This window comes from Leucobacter holotrichiae, from assembly GCF_055791005.1.
In genome coordinates this window covers 1-23509 of record NZ_JBVUAC010000009.1, presented here as the reverse complement: position 1 = coordinate 23509, position 23509 = coordinate 1, and the positions used below count along the sequence as shown (strand labels likewise).

Sequence of the window (23509 nt, the reverse complement as noted above, 5' to 3'; positions counted from 1 at the left end):
TCTCAGCCTTCCCTGTTCACGATCGAATCCGCCATGCGCTCGAGTGCGCGCCGCACCGACGACTTCGGCAGCACGCCGAGCACCGACTTCGCTTCCTCGGCCCAGCGGTGCGCGGTGGCCTCGGTCTCGCGCGTCGCCTCGTGCGCGCGGAGCTGCTCGACCTCGGGATCGAGCACGCCGGGATCCGCCCCCTCGCGGATCGCCGCGACTCCGGCGTCGATCCGCCCGAGCAGCTCGGCATCGGCGGGATTGCCCGCGGCGGCGCTCTGCTGCAGCAGCAGCAGCGGCAGCGTCGCCACGCCGGCCCGCAGGTCCGTGCCCGCGCGCTTGCCCGTCTGCTCCTTCTTGGGCGACAGGTCGATCACGTCGTCGATGAGCTGGAAGGCCACACCGATGCGCTCGCCGTACTCCATCACCGGATCGGCGTACTCGGAGGGAGCCCCGCCGAACATCACCCCCATACGGGCCGCGGTCGCGATGAGCGCGCCGGTCTTGTCGGCGAGCACCTGGATGTAGTGGGCGATCGGCTCATCGCCCTCCTGCGGGCCCACCGTCTCGTGCAGCTGGCCCAGGCAGAGGCGCTCGAAGGTGCGGGCCTGCAGCAGGATCGCCTCCTCGCCCATCCCCGACACGAGCGAGGACGCGCGCGCGAAGAGCAGGTCGCCGGCGAGGATCGCCACCGAGTTCGACCACACCGTCTGCGTGGCAGGCACACCGCGGCGCAGCTTCGCGTCGTCCATCACGTCGTCGTGGTACAGCGACGCGAGATGCGTCATCTCGATCGCCTGCGCGGCGCGGCGCACCTGATCGTTCGGGCCGCTGCCGAGCTCGCTCGTGAGCAGGGTGAGCATAGGGCGGATCCGCTTGCCGCCCGCCTCCATCAGATAGCGAGCGGGGGCGTCGGCCACGGGCGAGGCGAAGCGCAGGTGCTCCGTCAGCTCGACCTCGATCTGCTCGAGCTGCTCCTGCAGCTCCTTCGCGTGACGACGATCCTGCGCCCCCCTGAACAGGCGCATGGGCAACGCCTGGGTGGCCGTGTCTTCGGCAATGGAACGGCTCACTGGGTGGCTCCGCCCTTCGAGGTGTCGGTCTTCGGAGTGTCGGTCTTCGAGGTATCAGTCTTCGAGGTACCCGGTTTCGATCCCCGGGTCTGTGAAGCAGCGCCCGCCGGCTTCGAACCCCGCTTCGCGTCAGCGGTCGCCGGCTTCGAGACGAAGCCGCGATGCAGCGCGACGATGCCGAAGGTGAGGTTGCGGTACGCGACCCGCTCGAACCCGGCCCCGCGCATCCAGCGGCAGAGCTCATCCTGATCCGGCCACGCCTCGATCGAATCGTTGAGGTAGCGGTACGCCTCGGCCGCCTCGCGGTTGATGAGCCCCGCGATGCGAGGCAGCACGTGACGGCCGTACAGCTGATAGGGGCGGCGGATCAGCGTCGAAGGCGGCGTCGAGAACTCCGCGATCACGACCCGGCCGCCGGGCTTCACGACGCGGTGCATCTCGGCGAGCGCCTTGCGCGGATCGCTCACGTTGCGCAGCCCGTAGGAGATGGTGGCGGCGTCGAAGCTGTCGTCTTCGAAGGGCAGCTGCGTCGCATCGGCCCAGACGAAGTCGATCAGCTCGTTGCCCGCGTGCCGCTTGCGCCCCTCCGCCAGCATGCCCTCCGAGAAGTCGGCGGCGGTCACGTGGGCGCCGTGCGCCGCGAGGGCGGCCGACGAGGTGCCGGTGCCCGCCGCGAGGTCGAGGATCCGCATGCCCTTGCGCGGTGCGACCGCTCGCGTGGTGGCGATGCGCCACAGGCGATCGTTGCCCACGGTCAGCACGTCGTTGATCAGATCGTAGCGAGGGGACACCTCGTCGAACATGGTGGAAACGTCGGCGGCGCGCTTGGTCTCGGTGTCGGGTCGGGTCACCCCTCCATGCTAGCTCTTCGTTCCTCAGAGCTCGCATGGCACCCGTGGGCCGCCGCGTTCCCGCGCCGAGACCGACTGTTCCAGCGAAACCGAGCGTTTCAGGGGCCCTGAAACAGTGCTCGCTGAAACAGTCGGTCTCGACGACGGGTGGGGCGGGGTGCAGGCCAGGGAGACGGGAGCGTCGCGACGGCGCACAGGCCGAGCCGGTAGATTGGTGCGGGTGACGAACGAGCCCGAGGTGCCCCGGCTGCGCGCGGTGACGCGCAGCCTCGCGGAGCCGCTGGATCTGCTCGCGCTCGCGGATCCCCGACATCCCATGCTCTGGCACCGCGACGACCGCGGCCTGGTGGGAGTCGGCGAGGTGCTCCGACTGAGCTTCCGCGGCCCGCACCGCTTCCGCGACGCCGCCGAGCACTGGCGCCGCATCGCCGAAGCGGCGGAGGTCGACGATCCCGTGCTTATGCCGGGCACGGGCCTCGTGGCGCTCGGAACGTTCGCGTTCGACGACCGCAGTGCCGCCGAGAGCGTACTGATCGTGCCGCGCACCATCGTCGCGCGCCACCGCGGCATCTCCTGGGTCACCGAGATCTCACCGCTCGACGAGGCACCTGCGGATCCTTCGGCGCCGGCCCCGGCCGAACCGGGGCGATGGCTCGGCACCGCATTCGAGCCGCATGATCCCGCCCAGGGCGGCACGGGTGCGACACGCGGATCAGTCGAGGCCTACATCTCCGGCGTGCGCGAGGCGGGTCGCCGCATCGCTCGGGGCGACGCCGAGAAGATCGTGCTCTCCCGGCAGGTGGAGGGGCGGATCGACGCGGACGCCGATCTGCGGGTGCCGTTGCGGCGCCTCGCCGAGCACTACCTCGACTGCTGGACGTTCGCGGTCGACGGCCTCGTGGGCGCGAGCCCCGAGACGCTGATCCGCTCGACGGGCGGCGCGGTGTCGGCACGCGTGCTCGCCGGCACTCGGGCCCGGCACCCCGAGGACCCGCAGCGCGACGCCCGCGCCCGCGCAGAGTTGCTGACGAGCGCCAAGGAGCAGCACGAGCACGCCTTCGCGGTGCAGAGCGTGGTCACGGCGCTTTCGCCGCACGTGCGGGATCTGAGCACCAGCGAGGAGCCCTTCCCGCTGCGTCTGCCCAACGTCTGGCATCTCGCGACCGACCTCGGTGCCGCACTCGACGAGCGCAGCTCCGCGATCGAGCTGGTCGGCGCGCTGCACCCGACCGCCGCCGTCGCGGGCACGCCGACCTCGGCCGCCGTGGCATTCATCGCCGAACTCGAACCGTTCGATCGGGGGCGCTACTCGGGAGCCGTCGGCTGGATCGACGCGGCCGGCGACGGCGAGTGGGTGATCGCGCTGCGCTGCGCGCAGCTCGAAGACGCCGAGGACGGGTCGGGATCGCGGGCCGTGATCGCGAGCGCCGGCGGCGGGATCGTGGCCGGATCCGATCCGGAGCACGAACTCGGCGAGACGGTGTCGAAGCTGCGCCCCATCACCGAGGCGTTCGCCGCATAGCGGACGGGAGCCCGCGGGGTCGCCCCCTGTGCCTGTCGAAGGGGCGGACGGAGCCCGCGCCTCAGGGCCAGCTCAGATCGGACGTCCGTTCGATGCGGGATCGCTCGACCGCCACATCGAAGTCGGCCTCGGGCCACTGCGGGTCGATCCGCTGCAGCTCCGAGATCACGATGCGCTGCACGGCCGCCCGCGCGTACCACTTGGCGTTCGCGGGCACCACGTACCAGGGTGCGTGCTCGGCGGCGGTTCGCTCGATCGCGATGCTGAACGCCTCCATGTACTCGGCCCAGAGCTCGCGCTCATCGACGTCGCCCGTGTTGTACTTCCAGTGCTTCTCGGGGTCGTCGAGGCGGGAGAGCAGGCGCTCGGCCTGCTCCTCGGGTGAGATGTGCAGCATGATCTTGACGACCCGCACGCCGTCCTCCGCCAATCGGCGCTCGAAGTCCACGATCGCCCCGTAGCGACGCTCGATCTCCTCGGGCGGGGCGAAACCGCGCACCCGCTGGATCAGCACGTCCTCGTAGTGCGAACGGTCGAACACGCCGATCATCCCCGGCGTCGGCACCCGAGGCTCGACTCGCCACAGGAAATCGTGCGTCCGTTCCTCCTCGGTCGGCGCCTTGAACGCCGAGAGCGCGAGACCGTACGGTTCGACCTGGCTGAAGACGTGGTTGACGATCCCGCCCTTGCCCGCGGCGTCCATGGCCTGCAGCACCACGAGCAGGCGGTCCGGAGCCCCGAGCCGGCTCTGCGCGAAGAGCTTCTCCTGCAGGCCGCGCAGCTCCTGCGCCGCGCGAGCCAGCTCGGCGGCGCCCTCGGCCTTGCGGGCCGCGGTGCCCGGTTTCGCGTCGGGGTCCACCGCGCGCAGGTCGAAGCCGGCGCCGACCCGCAGCAGGCGGGACGGATCCTCGATCCAGAATTCGCTGGGCATGCCGTTCCCTCCGTCGGTCTCTCACCAACTGTAGGGTAGTCCGCCCCGAAAGATCGATGCCCGCTGTAGCCGTTGCGGGCCCTACCCCGCGAGCGGCACCTCGACGAGGGTCGGTCCCGCGACGGGCTCCGTGAGCAGTCTCTCGAGCTCGCCGCGGTTGACCACGCTCCGGTACTCCCACCCGTAAGCACCGGCGAGCGACTCGAGATCGACGCGCTGCGGGGTGCGCATCACGCGGGCGAAGTGCTCGGGATCGGAGGCCCCCGCGACCTCGAGCCCGTCGAAGATCGTTCCGCCGCCGTCGTTGCCGACGAACAGCTGGATCCGCGGGTGCTCCTCGCCCTCGGGCAGCAGCAGCGAGCCGGCGTCGTGGAGCAGAGCGAGGTCGCCGATGAGTACCCGGGTAGTACCCGCGGCGCGCGCCGGGTCGTCGTCGCCCTGGCTCGCAGCGGCGATCCCGAGTGCGGTCGCGATCGTTCCGTCGATACCGGCGAGCCCTCGATTCGCGTGCACGTCGACGCGGCGCGGCGCGGCGAGCCCGTCGAGCACCCGCACCAGCCGCGAGGCCGCGACCACCAGGCGGTCGTGCGGCCAGGTCGCGCGCCAGACGCTCTCGACGAGCAGATCGCGCGAGACCGGCTCGCGCATCACCGCGACCTCGGCGCGCGCGTAGGCGCTGCGCTCCTTGTAGCCCGTCGCGAGGGCGGCGTCGAGGTCGGGTTCGTGCACCGTGGTGCGCTCGCGCAGCAGCTCTCGGTCTGCGACGACCCAGGCCCCGAGCCAGCGCCGCAGCGCCCGAGGCTCGTGATCCTCGGCCACGACGGCCGCCCTCACGACGCGAGCATCGCGGCCCGGATCGTAGTGCTCGGCGAGGGGGTGAGGATCGACCACGACCACCTCGACGTCGTCGCGGCGCAGCAGGGCCGGCACCTGCCGGGTGAGCGTGGGGTGCCCGAACACGATGGCCTGCTCGACGAGTTCGCCGAGCGGCGGACCGTCGGATCGCGGCGCGTCGAGCAGCGTCGCGTAACCCGAGATCGCCTCCCGCCCGAAACGCACTCCGCTCACGACCTCGGCGAGCAGCGGCAGACCTGCCGCGTGGGCGAACGCCTCGGCCTCGAGACCGGCGCCCTCGCCCGCGATGACCACGGCGAGGGCGTCGCCGCGGTGCACGTGGGTGTCGCTGCTCGGGCCGCGATCGCCGCCCCGGCCGGCATCGCGTCGGCTCTCCGCGCGATCCGCCCGCGCTTTCGCCCCCTCCTCGGCCGCGGCCTCGAACCCGCGGCCGATCATCGCCTCGAACCCCCGGGTGCCCGACAGCGGCTCGCGGAACGCGAGATTGAGCTGCACCGGCCCCGCCGGAGCGGCGCCGGGCTCACCGAGGGCCGCATTCAGCGCACGGCGGGCGAGGGCGGCGGGATCCCGATCCGGATCCCGGGCGAGATCTCCGTCCGCACCGAACTCGGGCGCGGCAACATCGAGCGCGAGACGTGCGGCAGCCCCGAGGAGTCCCGCTTGACGGGTGGTCTGGTTGCTGCGGATACCGCGCAGTTCATCCGGCCGGTCTGCGGTGAGGAGCAGCAGCGGAACCCGCGACTCATGAGCCTCGAGCGCGGCCGGGAGCAGGTTCGCGACCGCCGTGCCGCTCGTCACGATCACGGGGGCCGGCAGACCGGTTTCACGTGCAACCCCGAGCGCGAAGAACGCGGCGGAGCGCTCGTCGAGACGCACGTGCAAGCGGATCGCCTCGGCCTGCTCCGCTGCTGCAGCGGCGAGCGCGAGCGCCTGAGAACGCGATCCCGGGCACACGACGACGTCTCGCACGCCGCGGCGGATCAGCTCGCCGAGCAGCTCGACCGCGAAGACCGAGGAGGGTGCCGCGCTCACTTCTGAGCCGGGTCGTCGTCGGGGCCCGCCTGCTCCTCGCCCGTGGAGTCGGGATCGGTGTCGGAGCGCGGCTGATCCTCGCCCGGGAACCTCTCGTCGTCGAGTTCGCGCAGGCGCTGCTCGAGGTCGCGCATGTGCAGGTCGAGATCGTCCTTGGACATGCGGGTTCCCGAGAACCGAGGATCGTCGTCGGGAGCGACCGGGCGCTTCGCGGGCGTGGCGCCCTTGCCGATCAGGAACCAGAGCACGCCGCCGATCACGGGCAGCAGCACCACGAGCACCACCCATACGGGCTTCGAAACGCCGCGGGCGCGCGATCCGTCGGTCATCGCCGCATCGACCAGCGCGTACAGCGTGAACGCGACGGCGATGACGACCCCGATAATCACGAACCGCACCATATACCCATCGTACCGATTCCAACTGGACCAATCCCGGCCGTCTCCCGGCCCGGTGCTCCGAAGTCCGCAGGATCAGGGCCTTGCAAGATCGAGTCCTTTCAAACCTGGAGTGCCGAACTGCTACATCACCCGTCGGGGTTGCAGCAGTTCGGCACTCCGCGTTTGAGAGGCAGACAGCGGATCTGCGGCCAGGAGCGGTTCAGACTGCCTCGGTACACTCGGGCGGGTGAAGACCCCCCGCTCCGCCTGGATCACCTACACCGCACTGCGTCTGCTCTTCTTCGCCGTGCCGTTCGCGCTCATCTACGTGCTGGGCCTGTCGCTGCGGTTCTCGATGATGCTCTCGGCGCTCATCGCGGCGGTGCTCGCGGCGCTCATCAGCGTGTCGCTCTCGGTGCTGCTGCTGGCGAAACCGCGCGAGGCGGCCTCGGAGAGCATCTACGAGTGGCGCAATCGGGATCGCACGGCCGACGACATCGTCGAGGACGAGTCCGTCGACGCGGTCGAGGCAGTCGCTGACGAGGATCTCGCTGACGAGAGTGCCGAGGCGGTTCGGGATCGACCGGCAGGATCCGAGCACTCCCCTCGCACCCGCTCGGAGTGATCCGCGGCTGATCGGGATCGGGGCGGACCCCGAGCCGCCGAGAGGTCGAAAAGGGCTCGGGTTCTCGCGATCCGGAGCCCTTTTCGACCTCTCGGGGTGAGGCCCGGCCGCTGCGACCGCCGGGGCGGGAATGCCGGCGGTCGCAGTACCGTTGAGCTGTGACTGAGACGACCGCGACCGCAGCACCCCGGTGGTGCTTGCTGGGGCGCGATGGGACCGGGGCAGTGACCGCCGTCGACGTGCGCGCCGATGGCACCCGCGGCGAAACGGTGGGTCTCGCGAGCGAGGCGCTGCCCGACTTCGTCGAGGAGCGGGAGCGAGGCGGATCTGCCCCGCGCTGGGTGTGGAGCGACGCACCGAGCTGGTATCCGCAGTTGCTCGCGGCCGGGGTGCGCGTGAAGCGCTGCCACGATCTGCGGCTCGGGCACGCGATCCTGCGGCAGTCGGAGCTGGTGCGGGATCGGGGCCCACTGCTCGCCGCCCATGAGTGGGATGCCGCACCGACGGCCGAGCCGGAGGGCCCGTCGGCCGATACCGCGCTCTTCGATCTCGACGAACCCAGCGGGCCTGCCAGCACAGCGCCGCACGGCACCGCGTCCGTGAGCGCCGAGTTCGACCGGCAGCTCGAGGCGATCGCGGCGAGCACCGATCCGGGGCGCCTGCGATTGCTGCTCGCCGCAGAATCGGCCGGCGCGCTCGTCGCGGTCGAACTACGGGCGGCGGGCGTGCCGTGGGATGCCGCCGAGCACGATCGCCTGCTCACCGAGGCCCTCGGCCCGCGGCCGCCGGGCGACTTCAAGCCCGCGAAGATGCAGGCCGTGGCCGACGAGGTGCGCACGGCGCTCGGGGATCGCGAGGCGAGCCTCGATTCTCCGCCGAAGCTGCTTCGCGCCCTGAGGCGGGCGGGCATCGACGCCGGTTCGACCTCGCGCTGGGAACTCGCGGAGTTCGAGCACCCCGCCATCGAACCGCTGCTGCGCTACAAGAAGCTGTCGCGGCTGCTGAACGCGAACGGCTGGAGCTGGATCGACGAGTGGGTGCACGAGGGCCGGTACCGCCCCGTGTACGTGCCGGGAGGGGTGGTCACCGGCCGGTGGGCGTCGAGCGGCGGGGGCGCGCTGCAGCTGCCCCGCGCGCTGCGTCCGGCGCTCAGGGCCGACCCGGGCTGGATGCTCGTCTCGGCCGACGTCGCGCAGCTCGAGCCTCGGGTACTCGCGGCCATGGCCGGAGACCGCGCGATGGCCGCGGCCGGATACGGGAAGGATCTCTACTCGGGCATCATGGAGAGCGGCATCGTCGCCACCAGGCAGGAGGCGAAGATCGCCGTGCTCGGGGCGATGTACGGCTCCACGACCGGCGACAGCGGCCGCCTGGTGCCCCGGCTGAGACAGGGGTTTCCCGCCGCCATGCGGCTCGTGGATCGCGCCGCCGAGGTCGGCGAGCAGGGCGGCATCGTGTCGACCTGGCTCGGCCGGTCCTCCCCCGCGCCGAGCTCCGAGTGGGCGGAACTGCAATCGCGCGCGAGCCTTCCCGGGGCCACCTCGCGCGACGAGGGCGCGGCGCGGCGCGCGGCCCGCGAGTTCGGCAGATTCACCCGCAACTTCGTGGTCCAGGGCACCGCAGCCGAGTGGGCTCTGGCCTGGCTGGCCGAACTGCGCCTGCGGCTCGCCGCGCTGCCGCTCGATGAGCGCGTCGATCCCGCCTCCGCCTCCGGCCCCGCCTTCGAACGCCGCCCGCATCTCGTGTTCTTCCTGCACGACGAGGTCATCGTGCACGCGCCGGCGTCTCAGGCGGAAACCGTCGCTGACGCGGTCAGGGCTTCGGCCGAGGCTGCGGGGCGACTGCTCTTCGGCGGCGCCCCGGTCGACTTCCCGCTCGATGTGCGCATCTCCGAGCGGGCGACGAAGGAGTGACCCCCGCGGGCCGGGCTTCACCCGGGGGAGGGCCCGCCGAGCCGGCCACAACTTCGGAGCTCACCCGTATCTCGGATGAGAACCCGCGGATCGATCCGAAAGACGGGTGAGCTCCGAATAGCGGGACGGCGCCCCGGCTAGAACGCGAAGGCGATACCGACGAGCACTCCGTAGGCGAGCGCGGCGAGGCTGGTGAGCTGCAGCACGAGGATCAGCTCGCGCGGCGTCTTCGCGGTGATGACGATGAGCACGCAGGGCGCCACAATCAGCAGCACGAACCACACGAGCACCATGCCGGGGTTCACGAGCCCGTACAGCGCCGGCACCGCGAACGGCAGCAGCACGCACACGATGTAGAGAGCGCGGGAGGCGCGATTCCCCATCCTCACCGCGAGCGTCTTCTTGCCCGCGAGGCGGTCCGTGGGGATGTCTCGCAGGTTGTTGACGACGAGCACGGCGACCGCGAAGAACCCGACCGCGGCACCGGTCACCCAGGCCTCCTGGGTCTCGATCTCCGTCTGCAGGTAGACCGTGCCGACGGTCGCGACAAGCCCGAAGAAGATGAACACCATCACCTCGCCCAGGCCGGCGTACCCGTAGGGGCGCTTGCCGCCCGTGTAGAACCAGGCGGCGATGATCGCGAGCACTCCGAGCGCGAGGAACCACCAGCGTCCGCTCATGACCACGGCCACGAGCCCGGCCACGGCGGCGAGCGCGAAGAACACCAGGGCGGTCGCGAGCACCTTCTTGGGGTTCACGAGGCCGGAACCCGTGAGCCGGGCCGGTCCGACCCTGAACTCGTCGGTACCACGAATGCCGTCGGAGTAGTCGTTGGCGTAGTTGACGCCAATCTGTAGGAAGACGGCGACCGCGAGCGCGAGCAGTGCGAGCGGCAGCGAGAAGCCCTGCACCATATGCGCGATCCCGGATCCGGCGGCGACCGGGGCGACCGCGAGCGGCAGCGTGCGCAGGCGCGCTCCGCCGACCCAGCTGCGCCAGGTGATCCTCGGCGTCTCACCGGCCTGGACTTGCCGCTCGGCCGCGGCCCGCACGGCCGGGTTGCCTGACCTTCGCCGGTCCTTCGCGCTCACTCCTGCTCCTCCCCCGCAGCGATCCGCGTCTCGCGGAAGCTCGCCCGCAGACGCTCCAACCACTCCTCGACCGCTCGCAGATCGGGCTTGCCGCCCGCGAGTCTCGGGATGCTGTCGGTCTCGGTGGCCCACACGGGCTCCGCCGCGACGCCGAGGCGATCCCGCACCGCGGCGCTCACCTCGTCGAAGCTCGCCCGGGTGGCGGCCCGGCCCCGCGCGGGGCGCTCGCCCCCTTCGACACGTTCGGGGGATGCGACCGCACCCGGATCCGCCTCGACGACGAGGCTCACCCGCTCCCCCCACTCGGGGTGCTGCGCTCCCACCGCGACGGCACTCGACCAGCCGTCGAAATCACGCACGACGCGCTCGACCTCGTCGAGCGACACGTTGATCCCGCCCGAGATGACGACCCGGTCGAGACGCCCGGTCACGGTCAGCATTCCGCCGAGCAGCTCACCGGCATCGCCCGTGCGGTACCAGCGGGTCGCGGTGCCGTCGCGGTCGCGGTCCTCGATGAAACGCTCCGCGGTGAGCTCGGGATCGCCGACGTAGCCGAGCGCCAGCGACGGCCCGGCGAGCTGCACCTCGCCCTCGCGAATGCGCACCCGGGTGTCGCCGATCTCGACCCCGTCGTAGACGCAACCGCCCGCGGTCTCGGTCATGCCGTAGGTGCGCTTCAGCGGAACCCCGAGCTCGAACGCGCGCCGCCGCATCTGCAGCGGCACTGCCTGCCCGCCGACGAGCACCGCATCGAACCGTCGCAGCGCGTCGGCGGCGTCGCGATCCTGCTCGGCCAGATCGAGCAGCCTCGAGAACTGCACCGGCACCAGCGAGACATACCGCCGCTCGGCCTCGAGATGCTCGGCCTCCTCGAGCAGTCGACCGGGATCGAATCCCTCGGCAGTCGGGAAGAAGCGCGGCGCGATGCCGGCCACCTCGCTGCGAACCAGCATCTGCAGCCCGGAGATCAGGTGCGCGGGAAGCGCCACGAGCCACTGCCCCGCTCCGCCCAACCGCACATGCGTCGCCTCCGCCCCGGCTCGCAGTGCCGCGGCCGACAGGGCGACCGACTTGGGCACGCCGCTCGACCCCGAGGTGCGCACCACCACCGCGGTGCCCTCGGGCAGCTCGGCCTGCTGCAGGGCGAGCACGGCCTCGTCCTCGAACTGCCCGCCGGGGACCGGCAGAACGGGCGTACCGCCGTTCAGCGCGTCGCCGAGCGCGGCCATGAGCCAGGCTCGATCCTCGGTGGGGATGGCGCGGAGTCCATGAGACGCAGTCACCGGTCCAGGTTACTACCCGGGTCTGACGAGCGGATCCGGCCCGGCTCAGCGGGACGGAGGCAGAGAGGGGCGCGGCTCCGAGCACGGACCTCGCGGGATGAAGAGCGTGAGCACCGTCGCGACGGCCGCCGCCGCGATCGCGATCCAGAAGCAGACCGCGTAGGCGTCCGCGGTGGGCACGACCCGTCCCGCATGCTCCGAACTCATCGCCGCCAGTACGCCGCCCATGACCGCCGACGCTCCCGAGGTGCCGACCGAGCGGAACAGCGCATTCAGCCCGTTCGACACCCCGGTCTCGTGCGCGGGGACCGCACCCATGATGATCATCGGCATCGCCGCGAACGAGAAAGCGATCCCGACACCGATGATCGCGTTCGCCACCACGATGTGCCACACTTCGCTCGACCAGAGCAGCACGAACACGTAGGCCACCACGATCGACGACGTACCGATGGTGAAGAGCGGGCGGGGCCCGAAGACCCGCTCGAGCTTGCCCGAGAGGGGCGACAGCACCATCATGATGAGGCCCGACGGCATGATGCAGATCGCCGCCTCGATCATGGTGAGGCCGAAGCCGGCCCCCGTCTCGGGCGGCATCTCGAGCAGCTGCGGGAAGGTGACGTTGGATCCGAAGAGCGAGAAACCCATGCCGATCGCCGCGAGGTTCGTCAGCAGCACCGTCGGGCGCGCGGCTACCCGCAGGTCGACGAGCGGATCCTTCGCGCGCAACTGATAGGCGCCCCAGACCAGCAGCACGATCACACCCACCGAGACCGACCCGAGGGCGAGCGGGGAACCCCACCCCCACTCAGCGCCGCGGGAGACGAAGAGCAGCAGGCCCGTGAGGGCGACGGCGAGCCCGATCGCCCCGAGGACATCGAGGCGACCGCCCGAGATCATCGTGTCCTCGGGAACCGCGAACACCACCGCCACGATGCAGATCATGCCCAGGCCGGCTGACATCCAGAACAGCGCGTGCCAGTCGGAGGTCTCCGCGATGAATGCGGCGAGCGGCATACCGACCGCTCCGCCGACGCCCATCGTCGCGCTCATGAGCGCGACCGCCGTGCCGAGTCTCGCCGGAGGCAGCACGTCGCGCATGATCGCGATACCGAGCGGGATCACCCCGGTCGTCATGCCCTGCAGGCCCCTCCCGATGATCACCCCGACGATCGAGGACGAGAGGGCGGCGACGAGCGAACCCACGATCAACGCGATGAGCAGCACGAACACCACCCGCCGCTTGCCGTACATATCACCGAGCCGACCCGAGATGGGCGTCGCGACCGCGGCCACGAGCAGCGTGACCGTCACGACCCAGGTGGTGTCCTCGCGCGATGCGTCGAGCAGTTCGGGCAACTCGCCCTGGAGCGGCACGACCAGCGTGAACATGAAGGCGGAGGTGAGCCCCGCGAACGCGAGTGCGGCGACAGTCGCCCAGCCAGGTGGTCGTCTGTTGAGCCTCGTCATCACCTGCGATGCTACACCCGTGCGGTTCCCGCGGCGCGAAGCCGGGTGCCGCCGGGTGCCGGGTGCCTGGTGCCTGGTGCCTGGTGCCTGGTGCCTGGTGCCTGGTGCCTGGTGCCTGCAGCCTGACCTCCCCGCCCCAAGCGCACCGATCGACGTTCACGCACCCCGATCCACCTGAATGCGGTGCATGAACGTCGATCGGTGCGGCAAGCGTGGTGTGCGGAGTGCGAGGCAGACGTGGTGTACGGGCGCGAGGCAGGCCGGAACGCCGGCCCGCCCTCGCGCGGGGAGCGAAACCCCTAGTAGTAGTACGGGAACGGCGCCCAGTCGGGGTCGCGCTTCTCGAGGAACGAGTCCCGCCCCTCGACGGCCTCGTCGGTGCCGTACGCGAGGCGCGTGGTCTCGCCGGCGAAGAGCTGCTGCCCTACGAGCCCGTCGTCGACCGCGTTCATGGCGTACTTCAGCATGCGGATCGCCGTCGGCGACTTGCCGAGGATCTCGCGCGCCCACTCGATGCCGGTGCGCTCGAGCTCCGCGTGCGGCACCACCTCGTTCACCGCCCCGATCTCGCGCGCACGATCCGCCGAGTACTCGCGGGCGAGGAAGAAGATCTCACGGGCGTTCTTCTGCCCGACCTGGCGTGCGAAGTACGCGCTGCCGTAACCGGCGTCGAACGATCCGACATCGGCGTCGGTCTGCTTGAACCTCGCGTGCTCACGGCTTGCGATCGTGAGGTCGCAGACCACGTTGAGCGAGTGCCCGCCGCCCGCGGCCCACCCGGGCACGAGCGCGATGACGACCTTCGGCATGAAGCGGATGAGACGCTGCACCTCGAGGATGTGCAGGCGCCCGGCTCGCGCGGCCGCATCGGGCCCGACCTGCGTCTCCGAGTCGCTGTACTTGTAGCCGTCGCGCCCCCGGATGCGCTGGTCGCCGCCCGAGCAGAACGCCCAGCCCCCATCGCGCGGCGAGGGTCCATTGCCCGTCAGCAGCACCACGCCCACGCGCGGGTTGACGCGCACGCGCTCGAGCGCGTCGTAGAGCTCATCGACGGTGTGGGGGCGGAAGGCGTTGCGCACCTCGGGTCGATCGAATGCGACACGGGCGATGCGGCCGTCGCGGCTGAGATGCGCCGTGATGTCGGTGTAGTCGGCCGAGCCGGGGGCCGCCTCCCACTCTGCGGGATCGAAGAGATCGGAGACCAGCTCGGGCTGCTCGGTCTCGCGGGGATGGGCGGGGTGCGGATCCTGCTGCGTCATGCGATCCAGCATAGGAGTTCGCGTCCGTGAGCGCCCTCGTCACCCGCGCGCTTCCCACCCGCTTCGTACCTCGCCGAGATACGAATCTCGCTCGCCGCACCGCGAATCGGCGTGCGAAATCCGTATCTCGAGGGGTGGATGGGCACTGCATCCCAGGGCTCCTTCAGCAGGCTCCCCTCGACAGGTTCAAAGAGCGGTGCGCGCCTTCGGCGCTTTGGGCTTCTTCGGCTTCGGAGCCGGCAGTTGCGCGGCGGTGAGGTCGATGAGCCCCGCGAGCCACTCGCGATCCTCCCAGCGGTCGCCGCTCACCCGGAAGTACATCTTCGAGCCGGGGTAGGCGGGCGCCTCGTCGGGGTCGCCGATGTAGCCGCGGCCGGCCTCGGTGGGCTTCACGAACAACTCGTCATCGCACACGAAGGCGACGGGCTTCTCGTCGTAATAGACGCAGTACTCGCCGAACATCTTGCGGCTGCGGACCCCGGGCAGCGCGCTCAGCTGGTCGAGAAGGAACTCCATGGTCTCCGCGCGAGTGCTCATGCGGCCAGAGTAGCCGGGTTCGGTGGCAGGATCGAGGCATGAGTTTCTCGAGACCAGGATCCGCTCTTCCGCCCCTCACCGAGGTGCTCGAATCGATGCGTGTGGTCTCGATCCCGACCCGTACCCGTTTCCGGGGCATCTCGGTGCGCGAGGCCGTGATCCTCGATGCGCCCCTCGGCGCGAGCGAGTTCTCGCCGTTCCCGGAGTACGGGGACGCGGAGGCGGCGGCGTGGCTGGCGGCCGCTCTCGATTTCGGGTGGGCCGAGCAGCCGGCGCCGGTGCGGGATCGCATCGACGTGAACGCCACCGTGCCCGCGGTGCCGGCGGGGGAGGTTCCCGGAATCCTCGCCCGCTTCCCGGGCTGCCGCACGGCCAAGGTGAAGGTGGCCGAGCGCGGCCAGTCCCTCGCCGACGACGTCGCGCGGGTGGGCGCCGTGCGCGAGGCGATGGGCGCGGACGCTCTGGTGCGGGTGGACGCGAACGGCGGCTGGTCGGTCGAGGAGGGCGAGGCCGCGCTGCGGGCCCTCGCCGAGTTCGATCTCGACTACGCGGAGCAGCCGTGCGCGAGCGTCACCGAGCTGGTCGAGGTGCGGCGCAGGCTGACTCCTGATCAGCGGGTGCACGGTTCGAGCGGCCTCGATGAGACCGTACCCGCGACCCACGGATTACAAGTCCGCTGCCCCGCCCCCCTGGTGCGCATCGCCGCCGACGAGAGCGTGCGCAAGGCCGCCGACCCGTTGGCGGTGGCCCGATCGGGCGCCGCGGACCTGCTCATCGTGAAGGCGCAACCGCTGGGTGGGATCCGGCAAGCGCTCGACATCGTGGAGCAGGCCGGCCTGCCCGTGGTCGTGTCGAGCGCGCTCGACACCTCGGTCGGCATCTCGATGGGGCTGCATCTCGCGGCGGCGCTGCCCGCTGCGGGGAACGAGGGAGCCTCGGGAGCGGAGCTCGGCTCGGGATCGGCCGACGGCGCAGGATCAGCCGGCGGCGCAGGATCCGCGGCGGGTTCGGGATCGGCCGGGGTGCTGCACGGCGCCTGCGGTCTCGGCACGGTCACGCTGCTGGAGGGAGACGTGACCGCCGATCCCCTGATCCCCCGCGAGGGCTCGATCGAAGTGCGGCGCCCCGCGTTGGATGCCGCGCTGCTCGATCGACACGCCGCGCCTCCCGAGCGCGAACGCTGGTGGCGGGAGCGCGTGGCGCGCTGCCACGCGCTCCTCGCCGCCCTGTGAGAGGTCAATAAGGGCGCATCGTCAAAGAAAGCGCGGCCCTTTTCGACCTCTCACGGGTGCTGAGCAGAGCGCCTGGGTGCGAGCACGGGGCGCCGCGCCGGCAGCACCCGCTCAGACGCGAGTCGCGGCGCGCCGGGCGCCCTCGCCGAGCGATTCGAGCTTCGCCCACGCGATCTGCGGGTGCACCCGCCCGCCGAGGCCGCAATCGGTCGCTGCGATGACGCGCTCGGGGCCCACGATCCTCGCGAAACGCTCGATGCGCTGCGCCACCAGGTCGGGGTGCTCGACGAGGTTGGTCGAGTGACCGACCACGCCGGGCACGAGAATCAGATCGTCGGGGATCAGGTCCCTGTTCTCCTCCCACACCGACCATTCGTGCTCGTGGCGGGCGTTGGCCGCCTCGAACGAGATCTGGCCCACGTTCGCGCCGAGCACGGTCCTCAGGATGTGCTTCAGCTCGATATCGGTCGTGTGCGGGCCGTGCCACGAGCCCCAGCAGAGGTGCAGGCGCACCTGCTCCTTGGGCAGGCCCTTGATCGCCTCGTTGATCGCGTCGATGCGGATCTGCGTGAAGGCCTGGTACTCCTCGACGCTCGGCTCGGGGTTGATCTGATCCCAGTTCTCGGCGAGCGAGGGGTCGTCGAGCTGCACGATCAGCCCCGCGTCGGTGATGGCGCGGTACTCCTCGCGCAGCGCCTCGACCCACGCATCGATGTGCTGCTGCTCGGTCTCGTAGAAGTCGTTTCGCACGCGGGCCGCTGAGCCCGGAGCGATCGCCGTGAGAAAGCCGATCTCGCCCTCCCCCAGCGCCGAGCGGAGATTGCGGGTGTCGGCGGCCACCGCTTGCTGCCCCCGGTAGCTGATCTCACCGGTCGTGGTCGGGAACGCCGTGGCGTTGCGGCCGGTGGCGATGCCGCTCTCGGGATCGCCGTAGGCATCCGCGAAGATCTGCCGGTCGCGGCGGTCGAGGAACGACGTGAGCCGGATGCTGCCGGGCTCGGACCGGCGGGGCGGCTCATTGAACGCGTTGACCTCGGTCAGCGAGAGGCCGTTCACGCGCTGGAACGAGTAGCCCCACCAGGCGCCGTAGTCGACGGCGTTCGACATGGCCTTGCCGAACTCGCCGTCGCCCGGCTGCGTGATGCCGAGTTCGCGCTGCCGCTCGACCACGTCGCGCACCGCTTCGGTGACGAGCGCGTCGAACTCGGGCGTGACTTTCAGGGTGAAGCCGTCGTCTTCGAACTCGCGGGCGGCGTTCGCCTCGATGAGGGCACGGGTGCGGGGCAGGCTGCCCGCGGTGGTCGTCTCGATGGTGCTCATGCTCCGAATCTAAACGAGCCCACCGACATTCAGGGCGAGTATGACGACAGATGACTCGGAGCCCTCAGCCCTTGAGGCCCGGGAAATCCTCCTCACGCCACTCGGTCGCGATGCGCTCGCCCGCGGCGTGCGCCGCCTCTTCGCGCTGCCGCAGCTCGACGCGCCTGATCTTGCCCGAGGTCGTCTTCGGCAGCTCGAAGAACTCGACGCGCCGCACGCGCATGTACGGCGGCATCGCGACGCGGGCGTGGGCGAGGATCGCGCGCGCCGTCTCGGCATCGGAGGTCGCGCCGGCGGCGAGCGCGACATAGGCCTTGGTGACGTTGAGGCGGGTGCTGTCAGGGGCGCCCACGACGGCGGCCTCGGCGACGAGCTCGTGCTCGATGAGCGCGCTCTCGACCTCGAAGGGGGAGACCTTGAAATCGCTCGACTTGAAGATGTCGTCCGTGCGCCCGACGAAGGTGAGCACGCCCGTCTCGGGATCCCGCTGCGCGACGTCGCCGGTGTGGAAGAAGCCGCCGGCTGTAGCCTTCTCCGTGGCCTCGGGGTTGCCGAAGTACCCGGGCATGAGGTTCACCGGTTCCGAGGCGAGCCGCAGACAGATCTCGCCCTCGGCGGCCTCCTCGCCGGTCAGGGGGTCGACGAGCACGGCGTCCACTCCGGGGAGCGGGCTCCCCATCGCGCCGGGCACGATCGGGTCACCCGGCATGTTGCCGATGAGGCAGGTCGTCTCGGTCTGGCCGTAGCCGTCGCGGATGTCGAGGCCCCACCACTCGCGGATGCGAGCGATGACCTCGGGGTTGAGCGGCTCGCCGGCCGAGATGACCTCGCGCAGGCCGCGCGGCTTCCGATCGAGGCGATGCTGGATCAGCATGCGCCACACCGTCGGCGGTGCGCAGAAGGTGTTGACGCCGGCGCGATCGAGTTCGGCGACGAGCGCCTCGGGGTCGAAGCGCGCCTGGTTCGCGACGAAGACGGTCGCCCCGACCTGCCACGGCCCGAAGAAGCTCGACCAGGCATGCTTGGCCCAGCCGGGGGCGCTGATGACGGAGTGGACGTCGCCGGGGCGCACACCGAGCCACGACATGGTGGTGAGGTGGCCGAGCGGGTAGCTGGTGTGGGAGTGCACGACGATCTTGGGCAGGCTCGTGGTGCCCGACGTGAAGTAGAGCAGCGCGGGGTCGTCGCTCGCGGTGGTCTTGCGGATCGCGGCGAGCGATGCGGATCGCGATTCCTCATAGCGCATCCAGTCGAAGAGCAGTGCGCGATGATCCCGCGACGCGTTCTCGAGATCGACACCCACTCCGCGATACTCGCCGGGAACCTCCGTGAACTTCGCCGCGTCCTCCGCCTCGGCGAAGACCCACCGCACTCGGCCCCGTTCGACGCGATCCTGCAGCTCGTGCGAGCCGAGCACCACGGAAGTCGGCAGGATGATGACGCCGATCTTCAGTGCGGCCAGCATGATCTCCCAGAGCTCGACGCGGTTGCCGAGCATGAGCATCGCGACATCGCCCGATTTCGCGCCGATGCTCCGCAGCCAGTTGGCCACCTGATCCGAGCGCTGCTTCAGCTCGGCGAAGCTCCGCTTCGTCTCGGAGCCGTCCTCCTCGGAGATCCAGAGCGCCGTCCGGTCGTTGTTCTCGGCGATCGCGTCGAATACGTCGTGCGCCCAGTTGAAGCGCTGACCGACATCGGGCCAGCGGAACTCGGAGCGGGCACGAGCAGGATCTCCCGCGAGGTCGAGCAACTGGTCGCGGGCCGAGAAGAAGGCGCGCGTGGCGTCGATGTCAGTCATGGTCTCTATTCTGCCCCTCGTCAGCGCCTCCTCCGAGCCGCGCGGGCACGGGATCCGCTTCCGACATCCGCACCTTGCCCTCGCGCATCGGCTTCCGAGGCTCGGCGTCTGAGCACGAGCATGGCCTGCGTGATGACCGCCGCGAGCATGAGACCGCCCACAGCGATCCCGAGCCCGCCTCGCGCATCGCTGCCGCTCATCGTGGGCACCGTCCAGAAGAAGAGCACGCACTGCGCGACCGCGGCGAGAGGGATCGCGACGACGGCGACCGCGGCGAGCGAGAGGCCGGCCCGGCGGGAGGTGCGCACGACGTATGCGATGACCCCGATCGATGCGGCGATGACGGCGCCCGCGAGACCCAGCAATGTCGTGAATGGGAGCCGGTATCCGGCGAGATACCGTTCGTACGCGCCCGTGTCGAGTCCCGCGAAGGTGCCCGGGGCGAAGTCGATCCGCGCCCCGAGGTCGGAGCTCAGTCTCAGCTCGTGCTTGCCGAGCCAGGAGTTCACCTCCGGATCGGCCTCGAACGGCTCCCCCGATTCCCCAGCCGCACTCCGCGCTCCCGGGCGAGAGCCGACCTCGTCGACGTCGAGCGTCACCACGACGGCGCCGTCGTCGCGCTGCTCTTCGGAGCCGATCCGCAGGTCGAAGGCATCACCGCGATCGTCGTAGACCCGGTTCTCGTACACCCAGGGCCGCATCCAGTTGCCGTGCTCTCCCGGGTGCTTGCGTCGTTCGTGATCGGAGGCGATCCACCCCGCGTCGACGATCTCGCCGACCAGATCGGGAGCGACTGTGAGCTGCACCCGCACGGGCCTCACGGGAGAGCGCCCCTCGAAGTATTCCCCGGCCGTGGTGTAGAACTCGTCTTCCCAGAACGAGTACCAGGCGGCCCATCGCACCTGCTCGTTCGAGTTCGCCGCTCCGGGGGCATCGACCGCCGCGTTCGTCAGCGTGTACTCGACCTCGACCTCGTGCGATCCGTCGAGCACCTCCTCGAACTGGGTGACCACGGCCAGGCTCTCGCGCTGCGGCATTTCGCGGAACGGGGCGGGCCGGCCGTCGACGCGCACCTCGCCCACCTCGAGCCCCAGATCCTGTCCGAATCTCCTATCCGGCCATTCGCGAGCGAACTGCGGCACCCGGGATCCCGAACCGTCGAAGCGCACGGTACTGGTCTCGGTGACCTGCAACTCGGCACGGCCGTCGCTCGACCGCGACAGCTCGGCCTCGATCTCGAAGCCCTGCACCTCCGAGTAGAAGGTGCCGGGCAGCTCGTCGTGCCTGGTGACCGGGTCGACGGAGCTGTCGTACGGCGGCGGCTGCGTGGAAACCGCGATGACGGATCCGGCGAGCACCGCGACCGCCGCGGCGAGCGCGAGCAGCGAGGGGACCGAGACGAAGTGGTCCGTGCGCCAGCCGCCGGCCGGGTCGGGATCGACCGACTCGCGCGCGGCCTGGTCCACCACCGCGCGCCCCGCATCACGGGGACTCTCGAAGAGCAGCGCGTACGGCAGCAGAGGGTCGTCGAGCGGGCCCCGATCCCGCAGCCTCACCGCGCGGGCGTACGCCTCGATGCCCTTGAGCTGCTGCACGCTGAGCGCGCCCTCCCGGGTGAGCGGTCGCGGTCGCCGCACGGCCGCCACCGTCGCGACGGCCAGCAGCGTCGAGCCCACGACGAAGGCCACCGGCCACCAGACGACCAGCAGGATCACCTGGTGCGACAGCTGCCGCAGGAGCCCCCACTGCACAAGCGTGATGGCGACAGGCGCGAGCAGGAAGACATCGCGCACGTAGCTGTCCGGCACCCATCTCAGGCCCCGCGCCTCGACCTCGCCGCCGACCCTCCACCGTCTCGTCCAGCGCCATGCCGACGGGGTGTTCCCCCACCTGCCGGCGCGTCGGCCGGCCCGAGCCGCTCCCGCGATCCAGCGGGCGCGCTCCTCCGCGCCGGGGGCTCGCTTCCCGCCGCCGCGTCGCCGCGCCGTCGGTCGCTCAGCCAGGGCATCGACCAGTTCCGCGTGCCGCGGTCTTCCCAGCAGCTGCGCCGCGAGCTCAGGCGAGAGGTCGTCGGGCGGCTCGCTTCGGGGCACGTACCAGGCCTCGCCCGCGCTGTCGGCCCAGACGATGCGCCTCGCGGCGAGGGAGAAGAGCAGCAGCACGCCGAGCACCGCGAGCGGCAGCAGCGGGCCGTAGCTCTGCACCCAGAACAGCGTCGTCTTCGGCGGTTGCGCGAAGGTGCCCTCGCGGAAGCTCGCGTCGATCCAGATGTCGGCGTTGGGCGGAAGGGAGTCGTCGTTGCTGAAGGAGTATCGCACCCCCGCCGCTGACTCGCCCTCGGGAGACAGCCACGCGGTGCCGCTGACCAGGAGCCACCCCACATACGCGCGAGGCTGGCGCACGAGCGCGTCGTCGAGCTCGGGAGCCAGAGTGAGCGAGACGTCGATGCCCTTGGTCGCCTGCGGCCAGGTGGGCGCGAAGAGCGGCCACGACAGACTGTCGACAGTGCGACCGGTCGCCTCGTCGGTCTCCGGCGCGATGAGATGGTGCAGCTCATACGCGATCGCGATCCGCGGCTCCCCCTCGAAGCGACCGCCGTCGGCGGGCTCGATGCGCACCGTGGTCGTGGTCGCGGCGCGCTCGACCTCGGCTTCGACCTCCTCGCCATCGACAGTGACGGCGCCGAGTTCGAACTCGACGTCGTGCCCCCGGAACTCGGTGACGATCGTGCGCTCGACCGCGGCCTCGGGTCCGTTGCGGAAGTCGGCCGTGTAGCTCTCCTCCACCCGCGACGCGAACGCGCCGTCGGCATCCCGCTCGACGACGTAGTCGATCTCGACGTCGCGCGCGATCCAGTCGACCTCGTCCACTTCTGCCGAGGCGATCACATCGTCGAAGTCCATGGGCTCGTTGATGACCGGGCCCACCAGCAGGAAGACGCCGACCGCCCCGATCAGCCCGCAGGCGATCCTGATCATCCATCGCAGCGAGACCCCGCCCACCGCGCGCAGCCTCGCCTCGACGGCGGTGAGCACGCCCGCGAGCCATCTGAACAGCGCGGTGTGCTCGGGCTGCGGATCGGGGATCCGGCCCGTGTTCAGCAGCTCGGGATCGGACCCCTCCAAGTCGAAGGGATCGGACTCATGCGGCCCCTCGCTGTTCGGCCCCTGTGCTCCGCGCATGATCCGAGCCTAGCGACGACCACCGACATCGCTCGCGGCTCAGCTGCGGAAGACCGTGTGCAGCCGAGGGTCGGCGATCGCGTCGCGCCCGCCGAGCCCCTCGATCTCGAACAGCACCGCCGTGCCGGCCACCTCGTAGTCGAGCTTGCGGAGCACCTCGTGCGCGGCGGCCAGGGTGCCGCCCGTCGCGAGCACATCGTCGATCACGAGCACGCGGTAGCCGCGAGGGAAATCGGCGTGCGCCTCGACCTCTGCGATGCCGTACTCGAGCGAGTATCCGACATTCGCGGCGGGGCGCGGCAGCTTGCCCGCCTTGCGGATCGGCATGAGCCCGGCGCCGCTCGCGTAGGCGGCCGCGCTCGCCAGCAGGAAGCCGCGGGCCTCGAGGCCGGCGACCACGTCGAACATGCCGCGGAACGGTGCGATGAGGGCATCGACGGTGGCCCGGAAGGCAGCACCATCGGCCAGCAGCGGCGTGATGTCGCGGAAGAGGATCCCCGCGCTCGGGTAGTCGGGGATCTCGAGGATCAGCGACTCCGCTCGTTCGAGCTCGGCGCTCGAATCGGGGAAGGCGGGCATGTTGAGATGGTCGTTCTGGATCTCCGGCACGTGAACCAGGGTAATCGGTGGAGCGGCCGGTCGGCGCGAGCAGAGCGAGTCGCTGACTCGAACTGGGAGGCCCGGTCCACCAGGAAAGACGCGACACGCCCGCGCGACACGATCCGCCGACCCTGATTTGAGGAGCAGACCCGACTCGTGTAATGTTCTTCTGGTTGGTGAAGCCGACAATGCGCCCCTAGCTCAGCTGGATAGAGCATCTGACTACGGATCAGAAGGTCGGGGGTTCGAATCCCTCGGGGCGCACAGATCTGAAACCCCCGTCGCGATAGGGGCGGGGGTTTCTTGCTGCACCAAGACTCCATCGTAATCAACTTCGCCGAGCAGGAACGCGACCGAAGTACTCAGCAGTTTTGCCGGCTCTTCGTAATTGAGGGTGTAGAGGTGGTGCCCGGAGTGGCGATGAGGAAATAGATCGAGGTCTTTCGATGATGGGAGTTCCTACACCGCCTATCCGAAAGACCTCGATGTGGGGCCTTGACCCTTGATCGTGGACACGGTGTTACAGGTGGTTATGCCGCCATGGGTAGCGTAGCGGAGGTGTTGGCC

18 protein-coding genes and 1 tRNA gene are annotated in these 23509 nt (G+C 70.6%); 5 read left to right on the top strand and 14 right to left on the bottom strand.

Going from position 1 to position 23509, the window contains the following annotated elements; all coding sequences use genetic code 11:
• Positions 1-2: 2 nt before the first annotated feature.
• Positions 3-1016 (bottom strand): polyprenyl synthetase family protein, encoded by a 1014-nt coding sequence (locus AC0KXF_RS11835; RefSeq protein ID WP_473109475.1) that lies wholly within the window; start codon positions 1014-1016, stop codon positions 3-5.
• A gap of 41 nt (positions 1017-1057) precedes the next feature.
• Complete coding sequence (gene ubiE, locus AC0KXF_RS11830; protein WP_473109382.1) at positions 1058-1912, bottom strand: bifunctional demethylmenaquinone methyltransferase/2-methoxy-6-polyprenyl-1,4-benzoquinol methylase UbiE; 855 nt, start codon at positions 1910-1912, stop codon at positions 1058-1060.
• A 220-nt stretch (positions 1913-2132) separates the two neighbouring features.
• Here ubiE and AC0KXF_RS11825 point away from each other — a divergent pair, with 220 nt between their 5' ends.
• Positions 2133-3434, top strand: a complete 1302-nt coding sequence (locus tag AC0KXF_RS11825; RefSeq protein WP_473109381.1) for an isochorismate synthase — start codon at positions 2133-2135, stop codon at positions 3432-3434.
• Positions 3435-3495: 61 nt separating this feature from the next.
• Here the strand turns inward: AC0KXF_RS11825 and AC0KXF_RS11820 are convergent, their stop codons facing one another.
• The 3 genes from AC0KXF_RS11820 to AC0KXF_RS11810 all read right to left on the bottom strand — a co-directional run bounded on the left by AC0KXF_RS11820 (position 3496) and on the right by AC0KXF_RS11810 (position 6653).
• Positions 3496-4365: a PPK2 family polyphosphate kinase gene (locus AC0KXF_RS11820; protein ID WP_473109380.1), complete on the bottom strand. Its 870-nt coding sequence runs from the start codon at positions 4363-4365 to the stop codon at positions 3496-3498.
• An 81-nt stretch (positions 4366-4446) separates the two neighbouring features.
• Positions 4447-6252 carry a 2-succinyl-5-enolpyruvyl-6-hydroxy-3-cyclohexene-1-carboxylic-acid synthase gene (gene menD / locus AC0KXF_RS11815; protein WP_473109379.1) on the bottom strand — a complete coding sequence of 602 codons (1806 nt, stop codon included), beginning with the start codon at positions 6250-6252 and terminating at the stop codon, positions 4447-4449.
• Positions 6249-6653, bottom strand: coding sequence for a PLDc N-terminal domain-containing protein (locus AC0KXF_RS11810; RefSeq protein WP_473109378.1), 405 nt, complete (start codon positions 6651-6653; stop codon positions 6249-6251). The genes menD and AC0KXF_RS11810 overlap by 4 nt, the downstream gene beginning before the upstream one ends.
• Positions 6654-6879: 226 nt before the next feature.
• Here AC0KXF_RS11810 and AC0KXF_RS11805 point away from each other — a divergent pair, with 226 nt between their 5' ends.
• A complete protein-coding gene (locus AC0KXF_RS11805) occupies positions 6880-7257 on the top strand; it encodes a DUF4229 domain-containing protein (RefSeq protein WP_473109377.1) in 378 nt (125 codons plus the stop codon).
• A 158-nt stretch (positions 7258-7415) separates the two neighbouring features.
• On the top strand, positions 7416-9170 hold the full coding sequence (locus tag AC0KXF_RS11800) for a bifunctional 3'-5' exonuclease/DNA polymerase (RefSeq protein WP_473109376.1): 1755 nt from the start codon (positions 7416-7418) through the stop codon (positions 9168-9170).
• Positions 9171-9307: 137 nt separating this feature from the next.
• Here AC0KXF_RS11800 and AC0KXF_RS11795 read toward each other — a convergent pair whose 3' ends face one another.
• From AC0KXF_RS11795 to AC0KXF_RS11775, 5 genes are all read right to left on the bottom strand, one after another.
• Positions 9308-10261 carry a 1,4-dihydroxy-2-naphthoate polyprenyltransferase gene (locus AC0KXF_RS11795; RefSeq protein WP_473109375.1) on the bottom strand — a complete coding sequence of 318 codons (954 nt, stop codon included), beginning with the start codon at positions 10259-10261 and terminating at the stop codon, positions 9308-9310.
• Positions 10258-11544 carry an AMP-binding protein gene (locus AC0KXF_RS11790; protein ID WP_473109374.1) on the bottom strand — a complete coding sequence of 429 codons (1287 nt, stop codon included), beginning with the start codon at positions 11542-11544 and terminating at the stop codon, positions 10258-10260. Before AC0KXF_RS11790 ends, AC0KXF_RS11795 begins: the two co-directional genes overlap by 4 nt.
• A 45-nt stretch (positions 11545-11589) precedes the next feature.
• Positions 11590-13014: an MFS transporter gene (locus tag AC0KXF_RS11785; protein WP_223045039.1), complete on the bottom strand. Its 1425-nt coding sequence runs from the start codon at positions 13012-13014 to the stop codon at positions 11590-11592.
• A gap of 299 nt (positions 13015-13313) precedes the next feature.
• A complete protein-coding gene (locus tag AC0KXF_RS11780; RefSeq protein WP_223045040.1) occupies positions 13314-14273 on the bottom strand; it encodes a 1,4-dihydroxy-2-naphthoyl-CoA synthase in 960 nt (319 codons plus the stop codon).
• Positions 14274-14459: 186 nt separating this feature from the next.
• Positions 14460-14810, bottom strand: coding sequence for a TfoX/Sxy family protein (locus tag AC0KXF_RS11775; RefSeq protein WP_473109373.1), 351 nt, complete (start codon positions 14808-14810; stop codon positions 14460-14462).
• A gap of 38 nt (positions 14811-14848) precedes the next feature.
• Between AC0KXF_RS11775 and AC0KXF_RS11770 the strand changes: the two genes are divergently transcribed.
• Positions 14849-16042, top strand: a complete 1194-nt coding sequence (locus AC0KXF_RS11770; RefSeq protein WP_473109372.1) for an o-succinylbenzoate synthase — start codon at positions 14849-14851, stop codon at positions 16040-16042.
• 111 nt (positions 16043-16153) lie between these two features.
• On the opposite strand, the gene AC0KXF_RS11765 is transcribed toward AC0KXF_RS11770, so the two are convergent.
• From AC0KXF_RS11765 to AC0KXF_RS11750, 4 genes are all read right to left on the bottom strand, one after another.
• Positions 16154-17362 carry a cobalamin-independent methionine synthase II family protein gene (locus AC0KXF_RS11765; RefSeq protein ID WP_473109371.1) on the bottom strand — a complete coding sequence of 403 codons (1209 nt, stop codon included), beginning with the start codon at positions 17360-17362 and terminating at the stop codon, positions 16154-16156.
• Positions 17363-17426: 64 nt separating this feature from the next.
• Positions 17427-19160, bottom strand: a complete 1734-nt coding sequence (locus tag AC0KXF_RS11760; RefSeq protein ID WP_473109370.1) for an AMP-binding protein — start codon at positions 19158-19160, stop codon at positions 17427-17429.
• A 20-nt stretch (positions 19161-19180) separates the two neighbouring features.
• The gene (locus tag AC0KXF_RS11755) at positions 19181-22342 is read right to left on the bottom strand and encodes a serine/threonine-protein kinase (RefSeq protein ID WP_473109369.1); all 3162 of its coding nucleotides are present in this window, start codon (positions 22340-22342) and stop codon (positions 19181-19183) included.
• 39 nt (positions 22343-22381) lie between these two features.
• Complete coding sequence (locus AC0KXF_RS11750; protein WP_473109474.1) at positions 22382-22921, bottom strand: adenine phosphoribosyltransferase; 540 nt, start codon at positions 22919-22921, stop codon at positions 22382-22384.
• 211 nt (positions 22922-23132) lie between these two features.
• On the opposite strand from AC0KXF_RS11750, the gene AC0KXF_RS11745 reads away from it, so the two are divergent.
• Positions 23133-23206 (top strand) — tRNA-Arg (locus AC0KXF_RS11745).
• Positions 23207-23509 lie beyond the last annotated feature (303 nt).